Raw genomic sequence first — 18,479 nt, 5'->3', positions numbered from 1 at the left:
CGCGCTGCCACGCTGGGTCCGCTGCCCGCCCGGCGCGGCCGGGTGGGCGTCGTCTCCGCCGGGACCTCCGACGGCCCGGTCGCCGCCGAGGCGGCCCTGACCGTGGCCGTCCACGGCGCCGAGGCAGTGGTCATCAACGATGTCGGCGTCGCCGGTCTCCACCGCCTCCTCGCGGTGCGCGACCGCCTCGAGTCGCTCGACGTGCTGATCGTCGTCGCCGGCATGGAGGGTGCCCTGCCGTCCGTCGTCGGCGGGCTGGTGGGTGTGCCCGTCATCGCCGTGCCCACGAGCGTCGGCTACGGCGCCTCGTTCGGCGGCCTCGCCGCGCTCCTGGGGATGCTCAACTCGTGTGCCCCGGGGGTGACCGTGGTCAACATCGACAACGGGTACGGCGCAGGAGTGGCAGCCGCCCGGATCTGCCGGGTCGAGCCGCGGGTCGAGCCCCGGGCGGAGCCCCCGCTGGAAGGAGACCCGTGAGCATCTGGATCGACGCCTCCGCGGGTGCGAGCGGCGACATGCTCCTCGGGGCGTTGATCGGTGCGGGGGTCCCGCTGGACGTGCTCACCGAGAGCATCGACGCGGTCGCGCCCGAGCCGGTCTCGCTGCGACCGGAGCAGGTGAGCCGCAACGGCTTCGCCGCCACGCGGTGCCACGTCGAGGTGGACGACTCGGTGCACCACCGCAGCTGGCGTGAGATCCGCACGCTGCTCGGGTCCGCCGACCTGGACCCGGAGGTGCGGGACCTGGCCATCCGCTGCTTCGAGCGGCTCGCTGTCGCCGAGGCGCGCGTCCACGGTGCCGACCCGCTGGACGTCTCCTTCCACGAGGTGGGCGCGCTCGACGCGATCGCGGACGTCGTGGGCGTGTGCGCCGGTCTCGTGTGGCTGGGGCGCACCGAGGAGGCGGAACCGGGCAGTGTCCCCCGCGTCACCGTCTCCCCGGTCGCCGTCGGGTCCGGCACGATCACGGGAGCGCACGGGCAGATGCCGGTGCCGCCGCCCGCGGTCGTCGAGCTGCTCCGCGGCGTACCGTCCCTGGCTGGTCCCGGGGTGGCCGAGTCCTGCACTCCCACCGGTGCTGCGCTGCTGACCGCGATCGCCGACGCATGGGGACCTCAGCCCGCGATGACCGTGAACGAGATCGGGGTCGGGGCCGGCGGGCGAGACCCGGACACGCACGCCAACGTCCTGCGTCTCTTCGTGGGCACCTCCCCGGGGCGCGACGAGCGACCCCTCCTCATCGAGTCCAACATCGACGACCTGGACCCCCGCGTCTGGCCCTCCGTCATCGCCGCCCTCCTCGTCGCCGGTGCGAGCGACGCGTGGCTCACGCCGATCCTGATGAAGAAGGGGCGCCCCGCCCACACGCTGTCGGTCCTGACCAGCAGCGCTCGGGCCGAGGCCGTGCGGGCGGCCATCTGGCGCCAGACCTCCACCATCGGCGTACGCCAGATCCCCCTCGACAAGCACGCCCTGGACCGCGAGATGGTCTCGGTCGACGTGGCGGGCCACGCGATCGACGTCAAGCTGGCCAGGGACGGCGACGAGGTGGTCAACGCGCAACCGGAGTGGGATGACGTCGCCCGAGCAGCCGCCTCCCTCGGGCGTCCTGTGAACGACGTCCTCGCGGACGCGATCGCAGCCACCCGGGCGCTGCTTCGGGGCTGAGGCCACCGTAGGGTCACTTCGTGGATCTCGTCGTCATCGCACTGACCTTCGCCGCCATCTTCGTCGTCGAGCTGCCGGACAAGACGTTCATCGCCACGCTGGTCCTCTCGACCAGGTTCCGGCCACTGCTGGTGTGGATCGGCGTGGCACTCGCGTTCCTCGTCCAGTCCCTGGTGGCGGTCGGGCTCGGCAAGGCAGCGACCTTCCTGCCCACGACCTGGGTGCAGAGCGCCGCCGTGGCGATGTTCGTCATCGGGGCGATCATCCTGCTGCGCGAGGCCCGGGCCCACGACGCAGCCGACGACGACGAGGAGGAGGAGCTCGCCGCCAAGGCGGGCAACGCCAAGGGCTTCCGGGTCGTCCTGACCAGCTTCCTGGTGCTCTTCGCCGCCGAGTGGGGCGACCTGTCGCAGCTGTTGACGCTCTCGCTCGCCGCGAAGTACGACGACCCGGTCAGCGTCTTCCTCGGCGCGTGGGGCGCACTTCTCGCCGTGAGCGGTCTCGCGGTCGTCGTCGGGCGCGTGCTGCTCGCGCGCATCACGCTGAGCCTGCTCCATTATCTGGGCGCGGGAGTGTGCCTGTTCATGGCATGTTTGACCGTGTGGGAGATGACGCGCTGAGGGACCTCCAGATCGTCCGGGACCGCTTCCGGGAGGTCAACGGCGAGCACCCGATGACCGAGGCCGACGACGCCTACGCCCGCGAGCACTTCACGCCGGCGCCCCCTGAACACCTGGGTGACATCGCTGCCGGCCGGCTGCCGCTCCCGGCCTACGTCCTCAATGACGGCACCCCGATGGTCGCCGACATCGGCGACTGTCTCGGTGCCGCCGGCGGGGTCGCGGGGCTCCACGACTGGTTCGTCGAGTTCTGGCCGGGCGATCCCGCGACCGCCGACTTCGAGTGGGACACCTTCCTGTCCGGACAGTACGTCTGCCTGCGCGTGCTCGACCCGATCTCGATCCGCCGCCGGGCCGTGCTGATCGAGCAGGCCCGCGCAGCCGTCGACGCGCTCCGCATCGACGCACGCGACGAGCTGGCTCAGGGGTCTCTCGCCGAGGCCGTCGACGGAGGGCTCGCCTCTCCGGGGCTCGACGAGCTCCTGTTGCCGATGACCGCCTTCGACCGGTTGCGCTTCGGCGGTCCCACGGTCCGTGACCTGTGGGTCGAGACGGTGCGGGCCGAGTTCCACGACCCGCAACCGCCACCGCTGCCCCTCCACACGGAGCGGCTCACGCTGCGCATGGTCGTCCTCGAGGATGCGCCGGTCCGGGCGCGAGCCTGGGAGCATCCGGACTTCGTCCGCTATCTCCTCCACCCCGAGCGCAGTGCCGCGGAGACGACGTTCGAGACCTACCGGCACTGCCAGCCGCCGCCCGTGGGCCCGCAGCGGTTCCTGGGTCTCGTGATGGAGCACGAGGGAGAGCCGGTCGGCAACGTCGTGCTCTTCTTCCAGGGCGCGGGGGTCTCGACGGCGGAGATGGGCTGGACCCTCTATCCCTGGGCGGCGGGCAAGGGGCTGGCCACCGAAGCCGCGAGGGAGCTGCTGCGAGTGGCCTTCGAGCACTACGGCGTACGCCGCGTGGTGGCCAACCTCGACGCGCTCAACGAGCGCTCGGCGTCGCTGGCCGAACGGCTCGGCATGCGACGCGAGTCCCACAAGCTGGCCGACTTCTGGTCGAAGGGACGCTGGACCGACTCCTACGAGTACGCAATCCTCCGCAGCGAGTGGGAAGCGCAGGCCTCCGCAGCGGCGACCGACGAGTCCGGCAGGGGTACGCCGGCCGGCTGAGGATCGCTAGGCTCCCCCCATGGCCCACTCCCACGGCGCTGACAGCGAAGTCGGCGCGCTCTCCACCGTCATGCTGCACCGGCCCGGCAACGAGCTGAAGCGACTGACCCCTCGCAACAACGACAGGTTGCTCTTCGACGGCATCCCGTGGGTGAGTCGCGCCCAGGAGGAGCACGACGCCTTCGCCGACACCCTGCGCCAGCGGGACGTCGAGGTCCTCTACCTGACCGAGCTCCTCACCGAGACCCTCGGGAGCGCCGAGGCTCGCGAGCACGCGATCAGTTCCGCACTGAGCGGGCTCCACCTCGGAGACACGCTCCGCACCTACCTTCTCGGTGCGCTCCGTGACGCCTCCCCCGAGGAGCTCACCGGTCTGCTCACGGAGGGGGTCCGCAACGACGAGGTGCGCGGCGGTCACGGACTGGTGACGAGCCTGTTGAGCCCGTACGACTTCCTGATCGACCCCCTGCCCAATCTGCTGTTCACCCGCGACTCCAGCGTGTGGATCCGCGACCGGGTCGCGATCACGAGTCTCGCGATGCCGGCGCGCATGCGAGAGACCCAGCTGACCGAGCTCATCTACACCGAGCACCCGCGCTTCGCCGGCACCACCCAGAAGATCCACGGGTGGCACAACGAGCACGTCGAGGGTGGCGACGTGCTCCTGCTCGCGCCCGGCGTGATCGCGGTGGGGGTCGGGGAGCGGACCACACCGGCCGGTGTCGAGCGGCTGGCCCGCCAGGTGTTCCATGCGGACCTGGCCCACACGGTGCTGGCGGTGCCGATCGCCCAGGAGCGCGCCACGATGCACCTCGACACGGTGTGCACGATGGTCGACGTCGACAAGGTCGTCATGTATCCCAACGTCGCCGACACGTTGCGCGCCTACGCCGTCACGGTGCAGGAGCGGGGCGACACCGACGTCGACCTGGCGCTGGACGTCGCCGGCGCGGAGCCCTTCCTGGTGGCCGCAGCCAAGGCCATGCAGATCGACACGCTCCACCAGATCGACACCGGTCTGGACCCCGTCACCGCAGAACGCGAGCAGTGGGACGACGGCAACAACACCCTGGCGCTGGCGCCGCGGGTCGCGGTGGCCTACGAACGCAACGACGAGACCAACGACCGCCTCGAGGAGGCCGGCATCGAGGTGATCCGCATCGCCGGCTCCGAGCTCGGGTCGGGACGCGGCGGGCCACGCTGCATGTCGTGCCCCGTGGAGCGCCAACCGCTCGGGGTGTGACTCAAGATGTGACACAGACCCCGCGAGCCGGCCATACCTTCGCGGGTCGATCCGCGTTGAGAGGGCAACACCCAACAGCCGAGAGGCAACGCCCATGAGTTCTTCCATCTTCGACGCGCTCACCCCCGCCGAAGCCGAGCGGGTCCGATCCGCCGGCACGCCGCTGAAGCTCCCCGAGGGCTGGTCGCCGATCGGTGAGCAGACTCCCGCGGACAAGGCCTACATCCTCACCTCGGGCGAGGTGTCCGTCCGTCGCGACGGCACCGAGATCGCCCGGCTGGGCGCGGGCCAGGTGATGGGCGAGGCCGCGATCGTCAACCGGACCCTGCGCACCGCGACGCTGGTCGCGCTCACCCCCCTCGAGGTCATCCACTTCACCAAGGAGCGGCTCGAGCAGCTGATCGCGGAGATCCCGGCGTTCGCGCAGGCGCTCAAGGACGCGGCCGCCGAACGCCACGGCGACGGCTGAGCCACCGAGTCGCGACGTGAGTGACTCCGGGGACCTCGGCAATGCCTTCGACACGGTCGAGGCGTTTCTCCTGGGCGGGTCTCCGACCCTGACCCGGGTGGAGGTCGCCAAGCGCGCCGGCGTCCCCCTCGAGGTGGCCCAGGAGCTGTGGCGTCTGCTCGGCTTCGCCCACGTCAACGACGAGGTGGTCGCCTTCACGGAGAGCGACGTCCAGGCGTTGCGGCTCACGGCGGACCTCATGGACATCGGCATCCTCGGGCCGGACTCACAGGCCGCGCTCGTCCGCACCTGGGGACGGAGCTACGCCCGGCTGGCGGAGTGGCAGACGTCGCTGCTGGCCGGGCACGCCGTCGAAGGGCCGGACCCCGACGTGCGGCTGGCGGAGCTGGTGACGGGGGTGCTCCCGCGGGTGGAGGCGCTGCAGTCCTATGTCTGGCGGCGCCACCTCACCAGCGCGGCCAGCCGTCTGCTGAGCACCGGCTCGGCCAGCGAGGCGGAGCGCACGATGGCCGTCTGCTTCGTCGACATCGTCGGCTACACCACCCGGAGCAAGTCGCTCGAGGAGGACGAGCTCGTCGTCTGGATCGAGAACTTCGAGCAGGTCGCCACCGGCACGGTGGTCGACCACGGCGGCCGGGTGATCAAGACGATCGGTGACGAGATCATGTTCACCACCGACGACCCGGCCGCTGCCACCGAGATCGCGCTGTCGCTCACCCAGCGTGGCCTCGACCAGGACGACCCCTTCCCCGACGTTCGCGCCGGCATTGCCTACGGCCTCGTCGTGAACCGCTTGGGTGACGTGTACGGCGCAACCGTCAACGTCGCCTCCCGCCTCACCTCCGTGGCCCGACCCGGCACCGTGGTCATCGATGGCGGGGCCCACGCCGCCCTGTCGGACGACGGCGGCGCCGACGCGAGCGACGGGGACCCGGACCGCCGCGCAGACGACGGCACCGAGTCCCCCGGCCTCGCCGGCACCGAGCATGTCGACCAGGAGCCTGCCCAGCGGACCGATCCCGACCTCCCTGCCTACCGCTTCCGGCGACTGCGCCGGGTGTCCGTCAAGGGCTACAGCCGACTGGAGGCCTGGCGGGTCCAGCGACCCAAGGAGGACTGACCTCCCCTGCCAGCGTCATCAGACGGGTGCGCAGATCTCCCTGGGGCCCATCGGCAGCGGGTTGGGAACGCACATCGGCGGCAGGGCCGTCGGCAAGGTCGTCGGCAGCCCCGTGGACGTCGGGGTCGAGGTGGACGTCGGGGTCGAGCTGGGGGACGGCGTCGGCGTCGGATGGGCCTTCATGCACTTGTCGTAGGCCGCCCGCGCCGTCGTGTACCACTCCAGCTGGAGCCGCAGCTCCTTCTTCGCCCTGCGGAGCTGACGCTTCGCCTTCTTGATCCGTGCCGGCCGATGCGACCGCTTGGCCGCCTTCAGACGCTTCTTGGCACCCTTGACCTTCTTGGCCGAGTCCTGGGCGGCCGCCGCGGCGTCCTCCAGCTCTGCGGCCTGGGCAGCGCAGGCCTTCGCCGACGACACCTGCACTGAAGCTCCTGCGCTGCCGCCGGAACCGACGAAGACTGCGAGGGAGAGGACGCCGAGGACGACGACCAGCGTGGCCGTCAGGACGGTGCGAATCGGGGCAAGGAACACGGGGGGAACCTCCTGGGTGCGAGGTGCGGTCAACAGTGCGCACACGCTAGAGGATTCGACTGCGGGCTGTCACGCAGTCTGGCCAGAGAGGCCGGTGGGCTCCCGCCCTCAGCGAAAATTGAAGCGCCCGGCCGATGTCGACGGGGGAGACAACAACGGCCGGGCACTAGAAACCTACATCCGTCACGTTCCCCGGACAAGTCCGGGGGCACATTTGACCAACGAATAGTCACGTGTGACTAACGAATGGTCACCTGACGGTTGGCCAGGCCCGCCCGAGCGGACCGTTCCTGCTGACTGAGGTCCCCACCCTGGGCCAGTGCGTCGGCCAGCGCGGCAGCGAACGCGGCCGCTGGTTTCTCCAGCACCTCGGCTCCCGTGCCGACCGGCAGGTCCCACACCGGGGCGAGCAGGCCGTGCGCCCGGAACATGCCTACGAACCGTGAGCCTTCGGCCAGGGAGTCCTCGCCGGCGGCGTGGAGCCGAGCCAGCGCGTCGAGCAGCTCGTCCTCCGGGTGCGGCATCACCCAACGCAGGTGCTCCTTCGGACCGACGTTGGTCCAGTACGCCGCCTCGACGCTCTCGAGCCGTGAGGTCGGGCTGGCTGCGGAGTTGGCCTGCTCGAGCGCGGCCGCCGTCGAGTCGTCCTGGTCCTCGACGTCATCGAGCCAGTAGCCGAAACCCTCGTGGACGGTGATGTCGAGCGACTCGTTCGCGATGAGGTCCTGCAACCTCGCACCCTCGCCGGGCGGGGTCGTCAGGCCGATAATGCCCGACTGCTCAGTCGCGATCGCGGCTTCGAGCACGGCCCCGAGGTCACGCGACGGGTCGCCGTACTGGTGCGCCACCTGCAGACCGAGCCAGATCGCGCCGCTGTCGCGTACCATCGCCGGGGCGGCCATGGGCAGCAGGGTGCACAGCCGGACTTCACGGTCGGTGCCGGGCACCGTCAGGGGTGCAGTGGCTGCTGGGACGAGCTCGCGCAGCGCGATGACGTCGCACTCCCCGGGCAAGCCCTCGAACGGTCTGTTGACGAACGCCGCAGCCGCGCCGGCGCTCGCGCCGTGGCATGCCTTGTAGCGCTTCCCCGAGCCGCAGGGGCAGGGCTGCCGAGGCCCGACCTCTCCGCCGACGGGCGCGGTGTCACGGGCTTTGGTGCGGGACTTCTTGGCCATGTCGCCGAACGCTATACGTCGAGCAGCTCCAGCACGTAGGCCGGCTTGTCGGTGATGACCGCGGCGACCCCCAGCTCGACGCACAGCTGCAGGTCCTCGGCGGTGTTGACGGTCCACACGTGGATCTCGCGGTCGGCCAGTCGCAGGTGCCTGCCGAAGCCAGGGTGTTCGCGCAGCTCCTTGACCCCCGGTCCGATGATCCAGTCGCGGTCGACGACGCGCTTGAGCATGGGCCAGTGGTGGGCCTTCTCGACCAGCGCCACGACCGGGACCTGCGGCGCGAGACGATTGACGCGCTGGAGCGCGGTGACGCTGAAGCTCATGACGCGCGCCGGCGAGTCCGGACTGGTCCAGCCGAAGTCGGCCAGCAGCTGGACCAGCCGCCGCTCGACCAGACCCCCGAACCGGGTCGGGTGCTTGGTCTCGATCGCGATCTCCACCCGCCGACCGGCATCGGCGACTGTCTCCAGCAGCTTCCGCAGCGTGAGCACCCGACTGTGCGCCGGGTCGTCGTCGCGGGCTTCGTCGTCCAGCTCGGCCCACGGGTTCTTCCACGACGCGAAGTCGAGCTCGTCGAGGTCAGCCAGGTTCATGGTCGACACGACGCCCTTGGTGGCGGCGGTCCGCTGCAGGTTGCGATCGTGCACGCAGACCAGGTGCCCGTCGGCGGTCAGTCGGACGTCGCACTCGAGCGCGTCCGCCCCGACCTCGATCGCGCGCTGGTAGGCGCGCAGCGTGTGCTCGGCGTTCTCGTGGCTGGCGCCACGGTGGGCGACCACCTGCGGCCTCATGTCCCGAGCGTAGGCCACCCGAGCGGCGTGCGGTTCAGCTTGCCGCGCGCCGCCAGGGCTGGATGAAATCGTTGCCGGGGATGTCGTGGACGGCCATCGTCAGCTGATCGGCCTGGCGCCGCCGAGCTGCTCACGGATGACGTCCGCGTGACCGGCGTGCCGGGCGAACTCCTCGATCTGGTGGAGAGCCAGCATGCGCGCGGTCATCGGCAGGGGCTCGAGCCGTCCGAACCATGGGGCGGGCGCCGCAAACACCTCGGCGTCGGGGTCCATGGAGCCGATCGCCGCCAGCAGTGCGGCCGTCGCGTCGTCGTACTGCTGGAGGACCTGCTCGAGGTACTCGTCCTCGGTCAGCGCGGAGCTGCCGTAGAACAGCGCGACGTCGGCCTCGCTCACCTTCCAGCCGCGGTCGCCGCGTCGCAGGCCTCCCGCGTCTGCCACAGGGGCCGGGTGATGCTGAGGTGCTTGAGGATGCCGCCGATGCTGAGCTCGCTCCGGGCCGGGGTCTCGCGTGCCTCCTCCTCGGTGAGGCCGAACGCGGCGGCGCGGACGGCCTTTCGACCTGCTCGCGCAGGAAGGTGGCGAGGGCGGCTGCTTCATCGAGCGGGGGTGGGCTGGATCATCAGAGCTCCTGGGGGTCGGCCTTGTTGCCGTGTCCCACCGTCTCGCCCCATCAGGACCGATCGTGTCCGCTAGTCAGCCGGAGGTGCGGTGCCCTCGCCCTGGACGAAGCCCGGCAGCCAGGCCGCCTCCCAGCCCGGGATCTCCTGCAGCTCGACCCGCGAGCGGACAGGCGCCGTCTCGGCCACCCAGTAGCGCCCGTCCGCGCGTTCCAGGTAGTGGTAGTTCACGAGCTCCCGGCGGAGGTAGGCGAAGTCCCCGTGGACGCGGGTCAGCACTTGGTTCACCTCGGGCTCGGTGTAGATGCGCCCCGGCTCGAACCTCGCCAATACCTCCAGGAGCGCGCCGGCACGGGTCTTCCTCTTGGCGGGGACCTGCCCGAGCCGGCCGTCGGTGAACAGCCGCCCCACCAGCCGTTCCTGCTCGATGCGCGCTGCGTCGTACGCCGCCTGGTCGGCCGCCGCCTGACCGCCGGCGGCCGACAGTGGTGGCTGTCCCTCGACGGCGGCCCGAGCGGCGGTGTAGGTCTCGCCGGTCTCGGACATCCGCGCGCGGACGACCTGCTTGACGTCTCGATCTCTGGTCACGTCTGCTCACTCCGACTGCGTTGCGTCCCCAGTCCGCCGCCGCAGTGCGTGTGAAGCGACGATTCCGATGTGATCGCCCGAGGATCTGCTCCCCTCCGCCACCCCGCTCGGACTGGGGCCGACACGCGGGCTGGGCGCTGGACGGCGCCGCTGCGGGAGATCCTCACACGGCAGCCACACCAGTGCCAAGCTCATTTGGCCGGCGCAGTGGCCGGCACTCAGCCCGCGTGCTCGCGGAGATAACGCCCGAAGTGGGGGACCGTGAAGGCGATCCGGCCGCGCTCGCCGGAGTAGATGAGCCCTTTCTTCAGCAGCGCGTCGCGAGCCGGTGAGAGCGCCTGCGGTTTCTTGCCAAGGACAGCTGCGACGTCGGCGGTCGGCACCGCCTCGACCGCGGGGTCCTCGGAGGCCGCGGCGACGTCGGCCATGGCACGGAGATACTCCCGCTCCCCCGGCGTCGCCCTCTCGTAGCGGGACCCGAAGAAGCCGACCGCGAGCTCGGACTCGGCCTCCGGCGTGGCGACCTGCACGTCGTCGAGCGTGATCGGCGACCGCGGAGCCCGGTCCCAGACCGCCTTGCCGTAGGCCTGGATGAAGTAGGGGTAGCCGCCCGTGGCGGCATACATGGCAGTCAGCGCCTCATCGGTGAATGCCGCGTCCTCCTCGGTGGCGGGGGCCGTCAGGGCGCGATCGGCCGCCTCGCGAGCCAGGCGATCGATGCGCTGGTAGTGGAAGAGGCGCTCGGAGTAGGACTTCGACGCGGAGAGCACCGCGGGCAGGTGCGGCAGACCGGCACCGACGACGATCACGGGCAACCCTGACTGGCTGATCTCGTGGCACGCGGCACACAGCGCCGACACGTCGTCCGGCCCGAGATCCTGCATCTCGTCGATGAAGACCGCGATGCCGTTGCCGACGTCCGCCGCGAGCCCACCGATGTCGGTGAAGAGCTCGACGAGGTCGATCTCGATGTCTCCGGAGTCGGCGCGCCCGCGGACCACCGGAGCATCGATGCCCGGGTTCCACTGGTCCTTCAGCCGTGCGCCGGCCCCAGCCTCGCGTTGGGCAAAGGCCCTGATCACCCCGAGCACGTGGTCGACGCTGTCCGGGTCCGGGTGCCCGAGCTCGCGCACTGCTTGGTGGAGGGCGCTGCTCAGCGGGCGCCGGAGCGCCTGGTCGGGACGGGCCTCGAGCTTGCCGGTCCCCCACCTGCGGCGTACGGCCGCGGACCGCAACGCGTTGAGCAGCACCGTCTTGCCGACCCCCCGCAGGCCGGTCAGCACGAGGGAGCGCTCCGGGCGACCCTTGACCACCCGCTCGAGCACCACGTCGAAGGCCCGGAGCTGCTCGTCACGACCGGCGAGCTCGGGCGGCCGCTGGCCGGCGCCGGGGGCGTACGGGTTCCTGATGGGGTCCACGTCGAGACCGTATCGAGCGATCTAGCGAATTCCCTAGATCTGCTCAGCCGGCGTGGTCGAAACGAACTGGCCGCCGCTTCGAGTGGTCCTCGCGGGATGCCGCGACGGCATACGACGCCTGGAGCCCGCGCTGCAGCATCTCGATCAGCGCTGGCACCTCCTCGACCACCAGGCGGAAGGAGCCGCTGCACTCGTTGTCGCGCCACAGCGAGAGGACGACCAGGTCCGCGTCGTGGTGCCACGTGACGCGCAGCGCGCGGTCCTGCCCGCGGGCGTCGAAGAAGATCGAGCCCGTCAGTGGCAGTGGTCGCGGGATGGCCATCTCGTCATTGTGCCCACTTCGTCAAGACCCTCGTTCGAGGTCTGCTTGGGCATGCTGGCCCCCGGCGGACCGGGAGGACGCGCCTAGACTCTGGCCATGCCTGAGCTGCCCGAGGTGGAGGCCCTGGCCCTGGACCTGAAGGGCCGGCTCCTCGACCGTGCGATCACTCGGATCGACCTGGCGGCGTTCAGCGCGCTGAAGACGTTCGACCCGCCCCTGCACTCGCTGCACGGCACCCTGGTCGAGGACGTGACGCGGCACGGCAAGTTCCTCGACATCACCGCCTCCGGCACCCACTTGGTCATGCACCTGGCTCGCGCGGGCTGGGTGCGCTGGCGCGACGAGGTGCCGGCGCTGCCCGCGAAGCCCAACAGCAAGAACCCGCTCGCCGCGCGGATCGTGATCGACGACCCCGACTCCGACAGCCAGCCCGGGCTGGACGTGACGGAGGCGGGCACCAAGAAGAGCCTGGCGATCTACGTCGTGCGGGACCCCCAGGACGTGCCGGGCATCGCGCGGCTGGGCCCCGACCCGCTCGACGACGCGTTCACCATCGACGTGCTCAGCCAGATCCTGCAGTCCGAGGGCCGCAAGCAGATCAAGGGCGTCCTGCGTCACCAGGGCACGATCGCGGGCATCGGCAACGCCTACTCCGACGAGCTGTTGCACGCGGCCAGGATGTCGCCGTACAAGCCCGCCAACGCGCTCACCGACGACGAGCTGCAGGGTTTGTACGACGCCATCCGCGGGGTGCTGGGCGCCGCCGTAGAGCGCTCCCGCGGTCTGCACGCCAGCGAGCTGAAGGGCGAGAAGAAGACCAACCTGGCCGTCCACGGCCGCGCCGGTGAGAAGTGCCCGGTGTGCGGCGACGTCGTCCGCGAGGTGTCCTTCGCCGACTCCAGCCTGCAGTACTGCGCGACGTGCCAGACCGGCGGCAAGCCCCTGGCCGACCGGCGGATGAGCCGGCTGCTGAAGTGAGCCGCGTCGGCAGCCCGGCCTACCGAACAGTCGCGGGGTGCAGCGGCGGGCGATGTCAATCGGTCGAAGCAATTCGGGTTAGGCCGCTGCTTGTTGCAGCAGCTCGTTCAGTCTCTGAGCGGGGGTCTGCAGATCCAGGGTGGGTCGTGGTCGTGCGTTGAGGGTGGCCGCGATCCGCGCAAGGTCCTCGGCGGTATGGATCGAAGATCGCTTCCCTTCTCGAACCAGTGCCGCAGCAGCCGGTTGGTGTTCTCGTTCGTGCCCCGCTGCCAGGGCGAGTGCGGGTCGCAGAAGTACAGCTTCAGGTCTAGCGCGGTCTGCACCTCGGGTACTTGGCGAGCTCGACGCCGCGAGTCGTGCCGTCCGGGCAGGTGCAACAAGATCGTGAACCGGGTAAATCGCTCCACCAGCGTCCCGATCGCCGAGCCCGTTGCGGTGCCGCCCATGATCAGGGGGTCGCCCTCCCAGTGCCCCGGCACGGCACGGTCCTCCACGACCGCGGGACGGTCGCTGATCTTGAACGCCTCCTTATACGGACTGGCCAGGTTCCGAGTGGTGCCGTGTGCCTTACGCCGGCTTCATTTCAGGCTCAGACACCGGTGCAGATCAGCACGCAGCGACCTACGGGTCTGCACGTACAGGGCCTGATAGATCGTCTCGTGACTCACCCGCTCAGTGTCCCCGGCGCCCTCGCGGGCGAGCATCTGGCTGATCACCGTGGCGACCGGCCGTCATCCGTCCACCCCTCGATCCGACGACACAGACCGCGGTTGGCGGCCAGCTTGGTGATCCGCGGGCGCGGGCGACGCCCGGCAGCAACGCGGTGCGCCACGCTCGCCCGATAGACCCCGTCCGGGCTGCGGTTGCGACTAATCTCGCGGCACACCACCGACCGGTCCCGCTCGAGCGCCTCGACGATGCGTTGCAGCGTCCACCGTTGGTGGACCCCGACCGCGATCAGCACACGGTCATCGATCGACAACGGCCGGCGTGCCCGACCCGGGTCACACAGATCTGGCGGGACGGGACCAAGGCCACCACGGGGCCCATCAGCACGGCGCGGGCTCACATGGCCACCATCGCGCCACCACACCACGGCCTGCCCGAGCGACACCCCAGTCCTCGCAGCCGCGAAACGCAAGGTCGAACCCCCGCTCACCAGCTCAACGAACGCCTCACGAACCACTAACGGGAACCTCTTCGCCATCACAACGCTCCTTCAGCGTTGCTTCGACCGTATGGTTCCGCCGCCCCGCTGACCCCCCTGACTGTTCGGTAGCAGTCCTGGCACCTTCCGACCACGTACGCCGCAACCCCGCCTAGCCACGGGCGGACCGAGCACGCGGACGCACGTTCAGGGCTGGATGCCGGTGAGCCCTTTGGCGATACCGGCTGCTGGGCCGGGTGTCCGGCTTCGTGCGCAGCCGTCCCCACCGTCGTGGGCAGGGTCGGTGCCCCCCAGGCACGAAAGAGCAGGCGTGTGTTGAGTCAACACCTCGACAGCGCGACATCGACGGAGCCCAGCCGCTACGTCGGCGCCGGGAAGCGGCGGGCGAGCAAAGCGGATCCCCGGCATGGCGACCGTGGGTCGTCGCGACGCTTCCTTCGGCCACCGCTCTGCGTCCTGGTAGGACTCGCTGCGATCACGCTGGCGACCGGCGGAGCGCTCGGGGGCGATCCCGTGAGGCTCACCCACGCGTATGCCGCCCCACCAACCAACGGACGTGCAGTCCGGACAGTGGAGGTCCAGCAGCAATCCAGCCCGAGCACCGCGGACGTCCATCAGCCCAAGGTCGTTGTCAGCCGCTCCCCGGCGCGGAGCATCGGCGCCCGGGCCACCTCCGCCACACGCAGCCAGCGACGCCAGGGCGACGATCGTCACCGCCGGCTGCTTCACGTACATGTGTCCGCTCCCCCGTCGACCAGCACAGTCGACCAGCACAGATCATCACACGGCTCTCAGCGAAAGGCCTCCGGCAACCCGATCGCGAGGGCGTCGGGCAGCGAGGCGAGGTAGGCCGACCGCGCGATCTCGACCACGCCGAGGGAGGCGAGGTGGGGCGTCTGCCACTGCACGTCGAGCACCCGGCGGTCGGCGTACTCGTCACTGAGCACCTCGACCAGTCCCATCAGCGCCACCTTCGACGCATCCCGTTCCCGGTGGAACATCGACTCCCCGGCGAACAGGCCCCCGATGCCGACGCCGTAGAGCCCACCGGCCAGCCGACCCTCGCGCCACGCCTCGACCGAGTGGACCCACCCGAGCTGGTGCAGCTCGAGGTAGGCCGCGCGGATCGCCGGGCTGATCCAGCCGTCCGGCCGGCGCCGGTCACCGCACGCGTCGATGACCTCCTCGAAAGCAGTGTCGACCCGGATCTCGAAGTGGCGCGCGGACCTCCGCAGCGAGCGGGAGACGAGGAGCCCGTCGAGGGGGAGCGCCCCTCGGCGTACGGGTGAGAACCAACCGATGGGCGCGCGACGGCCGCCGATCGGCATCGGGAAGAGCCCTTGGGAGTACGCCGCCAGCAGCGTGCCCGGCGCGAGGTCGGCACCCATCCCGACCAGGTCGTCGTCGGGGTCCCAGTCCCCGGGCTCGGGGAAGATCCACGCGGAGGGCTCGGGCGGGACGGGCATGGACGCGAACCTACTTCGTGGATCGTTCGGGTGCGGGCCTCTAGTCTGGTGTCATGAGTCTGACGGGACGGGTCGGCAAGAGCCTTGCACCCAGGATCACCGAGCTCGCCCCCGGACTGACCACGTCCTTCGTCCGCGAGGCGCTCAGCCGGGCGATCGACGGCGTGGGTCCGCTGCCGGGCGCGGCGGCCGCTGCCGACAAGCAGCTGGCCGAGCAGCACGGCAACGTCGAGCGGGCGATCCACGAGGTCATCGAGAACCACGTCCGCTACGCCGGGACCCAGGGCTTCGCCACCAACGTCGGTGGACTGGTGACCGCTGCGTTCGCGATCCCCGCCAACATCACCGGCGTCACGCTGGTGCAGTGCCGGATGATCGCCGCGATCGCGCACCTGCGCGGCCATGACCTCCACGACCCGCGGGTGCGCAACGCAATCCTCACCACCCTGCTCGGCGAGGAGGTGGTCACCAGCCTCGTGCGGAAGAAGAAGCTCCCCGCCCCGCCGATGGCACTGGCCACCGCTCCCGCGCACGACCCCAACCTCGACGCGATCATCAGCGCCGAGGTCGCCGCCGACCTCATCGCTCGGATCGCCGGCAAGCGCCTCGCGACCACCATCGGACGACGCGTGCCGGTGGTCGGTGGCCTCGTCGGGATGGGCGCCGACGGTTATGCCACCTGGAAGATCGGGCGGTACGCCGACCGCGAGATCCTGCCCCGGACCCGCGGCTCTGCCGCACGGTGACCAGCGCCCGGCCGATCAGCGCCGGCGCAACCGCCGGTAGGCGGTGAGGGCAGCACGGCCCGACCGGTGCGTCTGCATCGCCTGGACGGTCTTCTCTGCCGGCGAGCGACGGGCCAGCTCCAGCTCGACCCGGGTCTCGTCGAGCTCGCGCACCAGCCTCGCCTCCGACTCCCGAAGGCGAGAGCCCTCCACAAGCAGCGCCTTGATGGCATCCAGCGAGGCGGGCAGCAGGTCCGAGGCCGGGGCGGTGTCCGGGTCGGTGAAGGTCGTCGCCGGTTGGCCGATCAGGTCCGCGAGGTCGCCGACGACGTCGTAGCCGCGCTTCTGGATCTCATCGGCCCACGTGCGCGAGAGCTCCTGGACCCACTCGTGGGTGGCAGGCGGCAGGCCCAGCCGGGCGGACTTCGTCCGACGTGACAGCGTCTGGTGGGCGAGCAGCTCGCGCACCAGCGGCCGGTAGTCGGGCGGGGCGACCACTGAGGTGACGCGCTTGTTGATCAACCGGAGGAGTGCGGTCTCGGGCACCCCGAGCGAGGGGTTGGCGCGCTCCGGAGTCAGGTCGAGGTCGATCCCGTCCAGGCCGAAAGTGCCGCTGAAGCGTCGCCACAGCTCGTCGGGCGCGGCTCCCGGCCTCGGGACGGTGACCAGGTGCACCTGCTCGGGCGGCAGGATCGCGCCCCAGCGGTCCAGGATGTCGGGGATCTCCTGCGCTCCCCAGAACCATGAGCCGATCCGGGTGTCACGCGCGGGATCGCGGATCATCTCGAGGAAGTGGGTGTAGGAGACGAGGCTGCGGTGCTTGACGTTCTCCTGCCACTCGGCGGGGACCTGACGGACCAGGTCGCGCACCGACAGGATCAGGTGCACCTCGACGCCGTCGCCGAAGGACGTCAGCGCTCGATCGATCTGGGTCGGCGAGGCGGTGGAGAGGATCTCGTGGCTGATGATCGAGGTGTGCGGCCAGTCCCTGACCTCGGCGGCGAGCCGGTCCCACGCACCCACGGCCTCGGTCTCGAGGCCGCCCCAGGTCAGACGCATGAGGTCCAGCGCGGCCAGGAAGTGCCCGTCGAACCGGTCGGCGGGGTAGAGGATGCCGTGCTCGCGCAGCAGGTCGCGGTTGCGGAACAGCACGTCCTGGAGATAGGAGGTGCCGGTCTTCGGCGTGCCGACATGGAGCAGCACGCGGCGTACGCCCGTCTCCAACGGCACCGTGCTGGTCACCTCGACCCCTCCGTCTTCGTCGCCTTCCAGGTCTGATCCACCAGCATGCGCACCGCAAGCTCCAGCACGAGCTCACTGGACGCTGCGCCCTGCGCGACCGATGCCCCCGACCCGGAGGACTCGAGCGGCAGGACCGAGTCCGGATCTCCGACGACAGGGTAGCCAGCGCAGCGGAGCTGTCGCGCCATGCGGTGCGCCGCGGCACCCACCCAGGCGCGGTGCTCGTCAGGTAGCGCCACCGGCGGGGTGTCGGTCGCCGGCATCCGCGGCAGCAGGGTCTCGGTCATCAGGGCAGCCCGGACCTCCGACGGGACGAGCAGGCCGACGACGGTGGCGATCCGACGGGCGAGCTCCGCAGCATCGGCCCCCGGCCTCGTCGGGGGCCGGATGCGGCGCACGCGCAGGAGCTCGGGCAGGGCCGAGGAGTCGAGCACCACGCGGACGCCGCGGTGCGACTCCAGCTGACGCGCGGCGACCGCGGGCAGGTCGATGCGCGGCGGCAGCTCGCCTCGCTGCTGCCAGAACCGCAGCCACTCCAGCCAGGCCCCCGAGCCGCGCTCGAAGCATCGGCGGCTCCACACGTCCGCCAGCATCTGGTCGAGCGGACCGCCGACCACCAGCACCGCGGCGCGCTTCCGGCTGGGGGGCCGGCGACCGACCACGTATGCGCGGAGGTGCGCCGCTTCCAGCGGGTTGCCGACGACCCGGACGTCCCGGCGCCACGACCTCGGCAGCTGCCGTGCCGGTGCAGGCACGCCGAGGGCGACGACGTCCTCGGCCAGGACACTGGTCGCGACGCGGATCAGCTCGTCGGCCGGCAGCAGGCTGGGGTCGACGGGCAGTGGTCCGTACGCCGAAGGACCGACGCCCACGAGGGGCAGATCGGGCTTGCCGCGGCCCGGTGCGGCGGCAGTGACCACCCGGTCGGCGAGTCGAGTGCTGAGGTGGCTCCTTCCACGGTGGGGCTCGTCACTCGACTCCGCGATGTTGATCCGCCGCAGCAGCTCGAGCTGCTGTGCGCCGGGCAGCACCCGGGCAGTCGGCTCGGCGCCCCCGGCCCAGGCGTGCCAGGGGGTGGTGCCGCCCCCGCGCAGGTGCGCGACCCAGCCCCACGCGCGGTCGGCACCCGGCGAGGGGTCGGTGTGGTGAACGCTCAAGGCGACC

General features: G+C 70.9%; 20 protein-coding genes. 9 read left to right on the top strand and 11 right to left on the bottom strand.

What is annotated here, in order from left to right; all coding sequences use genetic code 11:
- The 7 genes from larB to JWN68_RS18880 form a co-directional block, all read left to right on the top strand.
- Window positions 1-477 (top strand): nickel pincer cofactor biosynthesis protein LarB (gene larB, locus JWN68_RS18910; RefSeq protein WP_297741881.1); only part of this gene is annotated, 477 nt, incomplete at its 5' end.
- The gene (gene larC / locus JWN68_RS18905) at window positions 474-1,667 is read left to right on the top strand and encodes a nickel pincer cofactor biosynthesis protein LarC (protein WP_297741879.1); all 1,194 of its coding nucleotides are present in this window, start codon (window positions 474-476) and stop codon (window positions 1,665-1,667) included. The genes larB and larC, both read left to right, overlap by 4 nt.
- A gap of 20 nt (window positions 1,668-1,687) precedes the next feature.
- Window positions 1,688-2,287: a TMEM165/GDT1 family protein gene (locus JWN68_RS18900; RefSeq protein WP_297741877.1), complete on the top strand. Its 600-nt coding sequence runs from the start codon at window positions 1,688-1,690 to the stop codon at window positions 2,285-2,287.
- Window positions 2,269-3,459: a GNAT family N-acetyltransferase gene (locus JWN68_RS18895; protein WP_297741875.1), complete on the top strand. Its 1,191-nt coding sequence runs from the start codon at window positions 2,269-2,271 to the stop codon at window positions 3,457-3,459. The genes JWN68_RS18900 and JWN68_RS18895 overlap by 19 nt, the downstream gene beginning before the upstream one ends.
- 19 nt (window positions 3,460-3,478) lie before the next feature.
- Window positions 3,479-4,702: an arginine deiminase gene (locus JWN68_RS18890; protein ID WP_297741873.1), complete on the top strand. Its 1,224-nt coding sequence runs from the start codon at window positions 3,479-3,481 to the stop codon at window positions 4,700-4,702.
- Window positions 4,703-4,796: 94 nt separating this feature from the next.
- A complete protein-coding gene (locus tag JWN68_RS18885) occupies window positions 4,797-5,171 on the top strand; it encodes a cyclic nucleotide-binding domain-containing protein (protein WP_297741871.1) in 375 nt (124 codons plus the stop codon).
- 16 nt (window positions 5,172-5,187) lie between these two features.
- A complete protein-coding gene (locus JWN68_RS18880; RefSeq protein ID WP_297741869.1) occupies window positions 5,188-6,291 on the top strand; it encodes an adenylate/guanylate cyclase domain-containing protein in 1,104 nt (367 codons plus the stop codon).
- An 18-nt stretch (window positions 6,292-6,309) separates the two neighbouring features.
- On the opposite strand, the gene JWN68_RS18875 is transcribed toward JWN68_RS18880, so the two are convergent.
- From JWN68_RS18875 to JWN68_RS18845, 7 genes are all read right to left on the bottom strand, one after another.
- A complete protein-coding gene (locus tag JWN68_RS18875) occupies window positions 6,310-6,822 on the bottom strand; it encodes a hypothetical protein (protein ID WP_297741867.1) in 513 nt (170 codons plus the stop codon).
- A gap of 239 nt (window positions 6,823-7,061) precedes the next feature.
- A complete protein-coding gene (locus JWN68_RS18870) occupies window positions 7,062-7,997 on the bottom strand; it encodes a DUF5926 family protein (RefSeq protein WP_297741865.1) in 936 nt (311 codons plus the stop codon).
- An 11-nt stretch (window positions 7,998-8,008) separates the two neighbouring features.
- A complete protein-coding gene (locus JWN68_RS18865) occupies window positions 8,009-8,788 on the bottom strand; it encodes a glycerophosphodiester phosphodiesterase family protein (protein WP_297741863.1) in 780 nt (259 codons plus the stop codon).
- A 99-nt stretch (window positions 8,789-8,887) separates the two neighbouring features.
- Window positions 8,888-9,229: a DUF664 domain-containing protein gene (locus tag JWN68_RS18860; protein ID WP_297741861.1), complete on the bottom strand. Its 342-nt coding sequence runs from the start codon at window positions 9,227-9,229 to the stop codon at window positions 8,888-8,890.
- A gap of 251 nt (window positions 9,230-9,480) precedes the next feature.
- Entirely contained in the window at window positions 9,481-9,996 is a 516-nt protein-coding gene (locus JWN68_RS18855) for a DUF2087 domain-containing protein (protein WP_297741859.1), read from the bottom strand.
- Between the two features lie 218 nt (window positions 9,997-10,214).
- On the bottom strand, window positions 10,215-11,414 hold the full coding sequence (locus JWN68_RS18850) for an ATP-binding protein (RefSeq protein ID WP_297741857.1): 1,200 nt from the start codon (window positions 11,412-11,414) through the stop codon (window positions 10,215-10,217).
- Window positions 11,415-11,457: 43 nt separating this feature from the next.
- The gene (locus tag JWN68_RS18845; protein ID WP_297741855.1) at window positions 11,458-11,736 is read right to left on the bottom strand and encodes a hypothetical protein; all 279 of its coding nucleotides are present in this window, start codon (window positions 11,734-11,736) and stop codon (window positions 11,458-11,460) included.
- A 96-nt stretch (window positions 11,737-11,832) separates the two neighbouring features.
- Here JWN68_RS18845 and JWN68_RS18840 point away from each other — a divergent pair, with 96 nt between their 5' ends.
- The gene (locus tag JWN68_RS18840) at window positions 11,833-12,714 is read left to right on the top strand and encodes a DNA-formamidopyrimidine glycosylase family protein (protein ID WP_297741853.1); all 882 of its coding nucleotides are present in this window, start codon (window positions 11,833-11,835) and stop codon (window positions 12,712-12,714) included.
- 712 nt (window positions 12,715-13,426) lie between these two features.
- Here the strand turns inward: JWN68_RS18840 and JWN68_RS19480 are convergent.
- Entirely contained in the window at window positions 13,427-13,921 is a 495-nt protein-coding gene (locus JWN68_RS19480; RefSeq protein WP_366519846.1) for a helix-turn-helix domain-containing protein, read from the bottom strand.
- A 752-nt stretch (window positions 13,922-14,673) separates the two neighbouring features.
- Entirely contained in the window at window positions 14,674-15,348 is a 675-nt protein-coding gene (aat, locus tag JWN68_RS18830) for a leucyl/phenylalanyl-tRNA--protein transferase (RefSeq protein WP_297741848.1), read from the bottom strand.
- A gap of 53 nt (window positions 15,349-15,401) precedes the next feature.
- On the opposite strand from aat, the gene JWN68_RS18825 reads away from it, so the two are divergent.
- Window positions 15,402-16,094, top strand: a complete 693-nt coding sequence (locus tag JWN68_RS18825; protein ID WP_297741846.1) for an EcsC family protein — start codon at window positions 15,402-15,404, stop codon at window positions 16,092-16,094.
- A 15-nt stretch (window positions 16,095-16,109) separates the two neighbouring features.
- Here the strand turns inward: JWN68_RS18825 and JWN68_RS18820 are convergent, their stop codons facing one another.
- Complete coding sequence (locus tag JWN68_RS18820; protein WP_297741844.1) at window positions 16,110-17,315, bottom strand: hypothetical protein; 1,206 nt, start codon at window positions 17,313-17,315, stop codon at window positions 16,110-16,112.
- Window positions 17,312-18,472, bottom strand: a complete 1,161-nt coding sequence (locus tag JWN68_RS18815; RefSeq protein WP_297741842.1) for a hypothetical protein — start codon at window positions 18,470-18,472, stop codon at window positions 17,312-17,314. The genes JWN68_RS18820 and JWN68_RS18815 overlap by 4 nt, the downstream gene beginning before the upstream one ends.
- Window positions 18,473-18,479: the final 7 nt, after the last annotated feature.

It is taken from the genome of Nocardioides sp. (assembly GCF_025964975.1).
GTDB lineage: Bacteria > Actinomycetota > Actinomycetes > Propionibacteriales > Nocardioidaceae > Nocardioides.
This window is presented reverse-complemented; position numbering and strand designations above follow the sequence as displayed.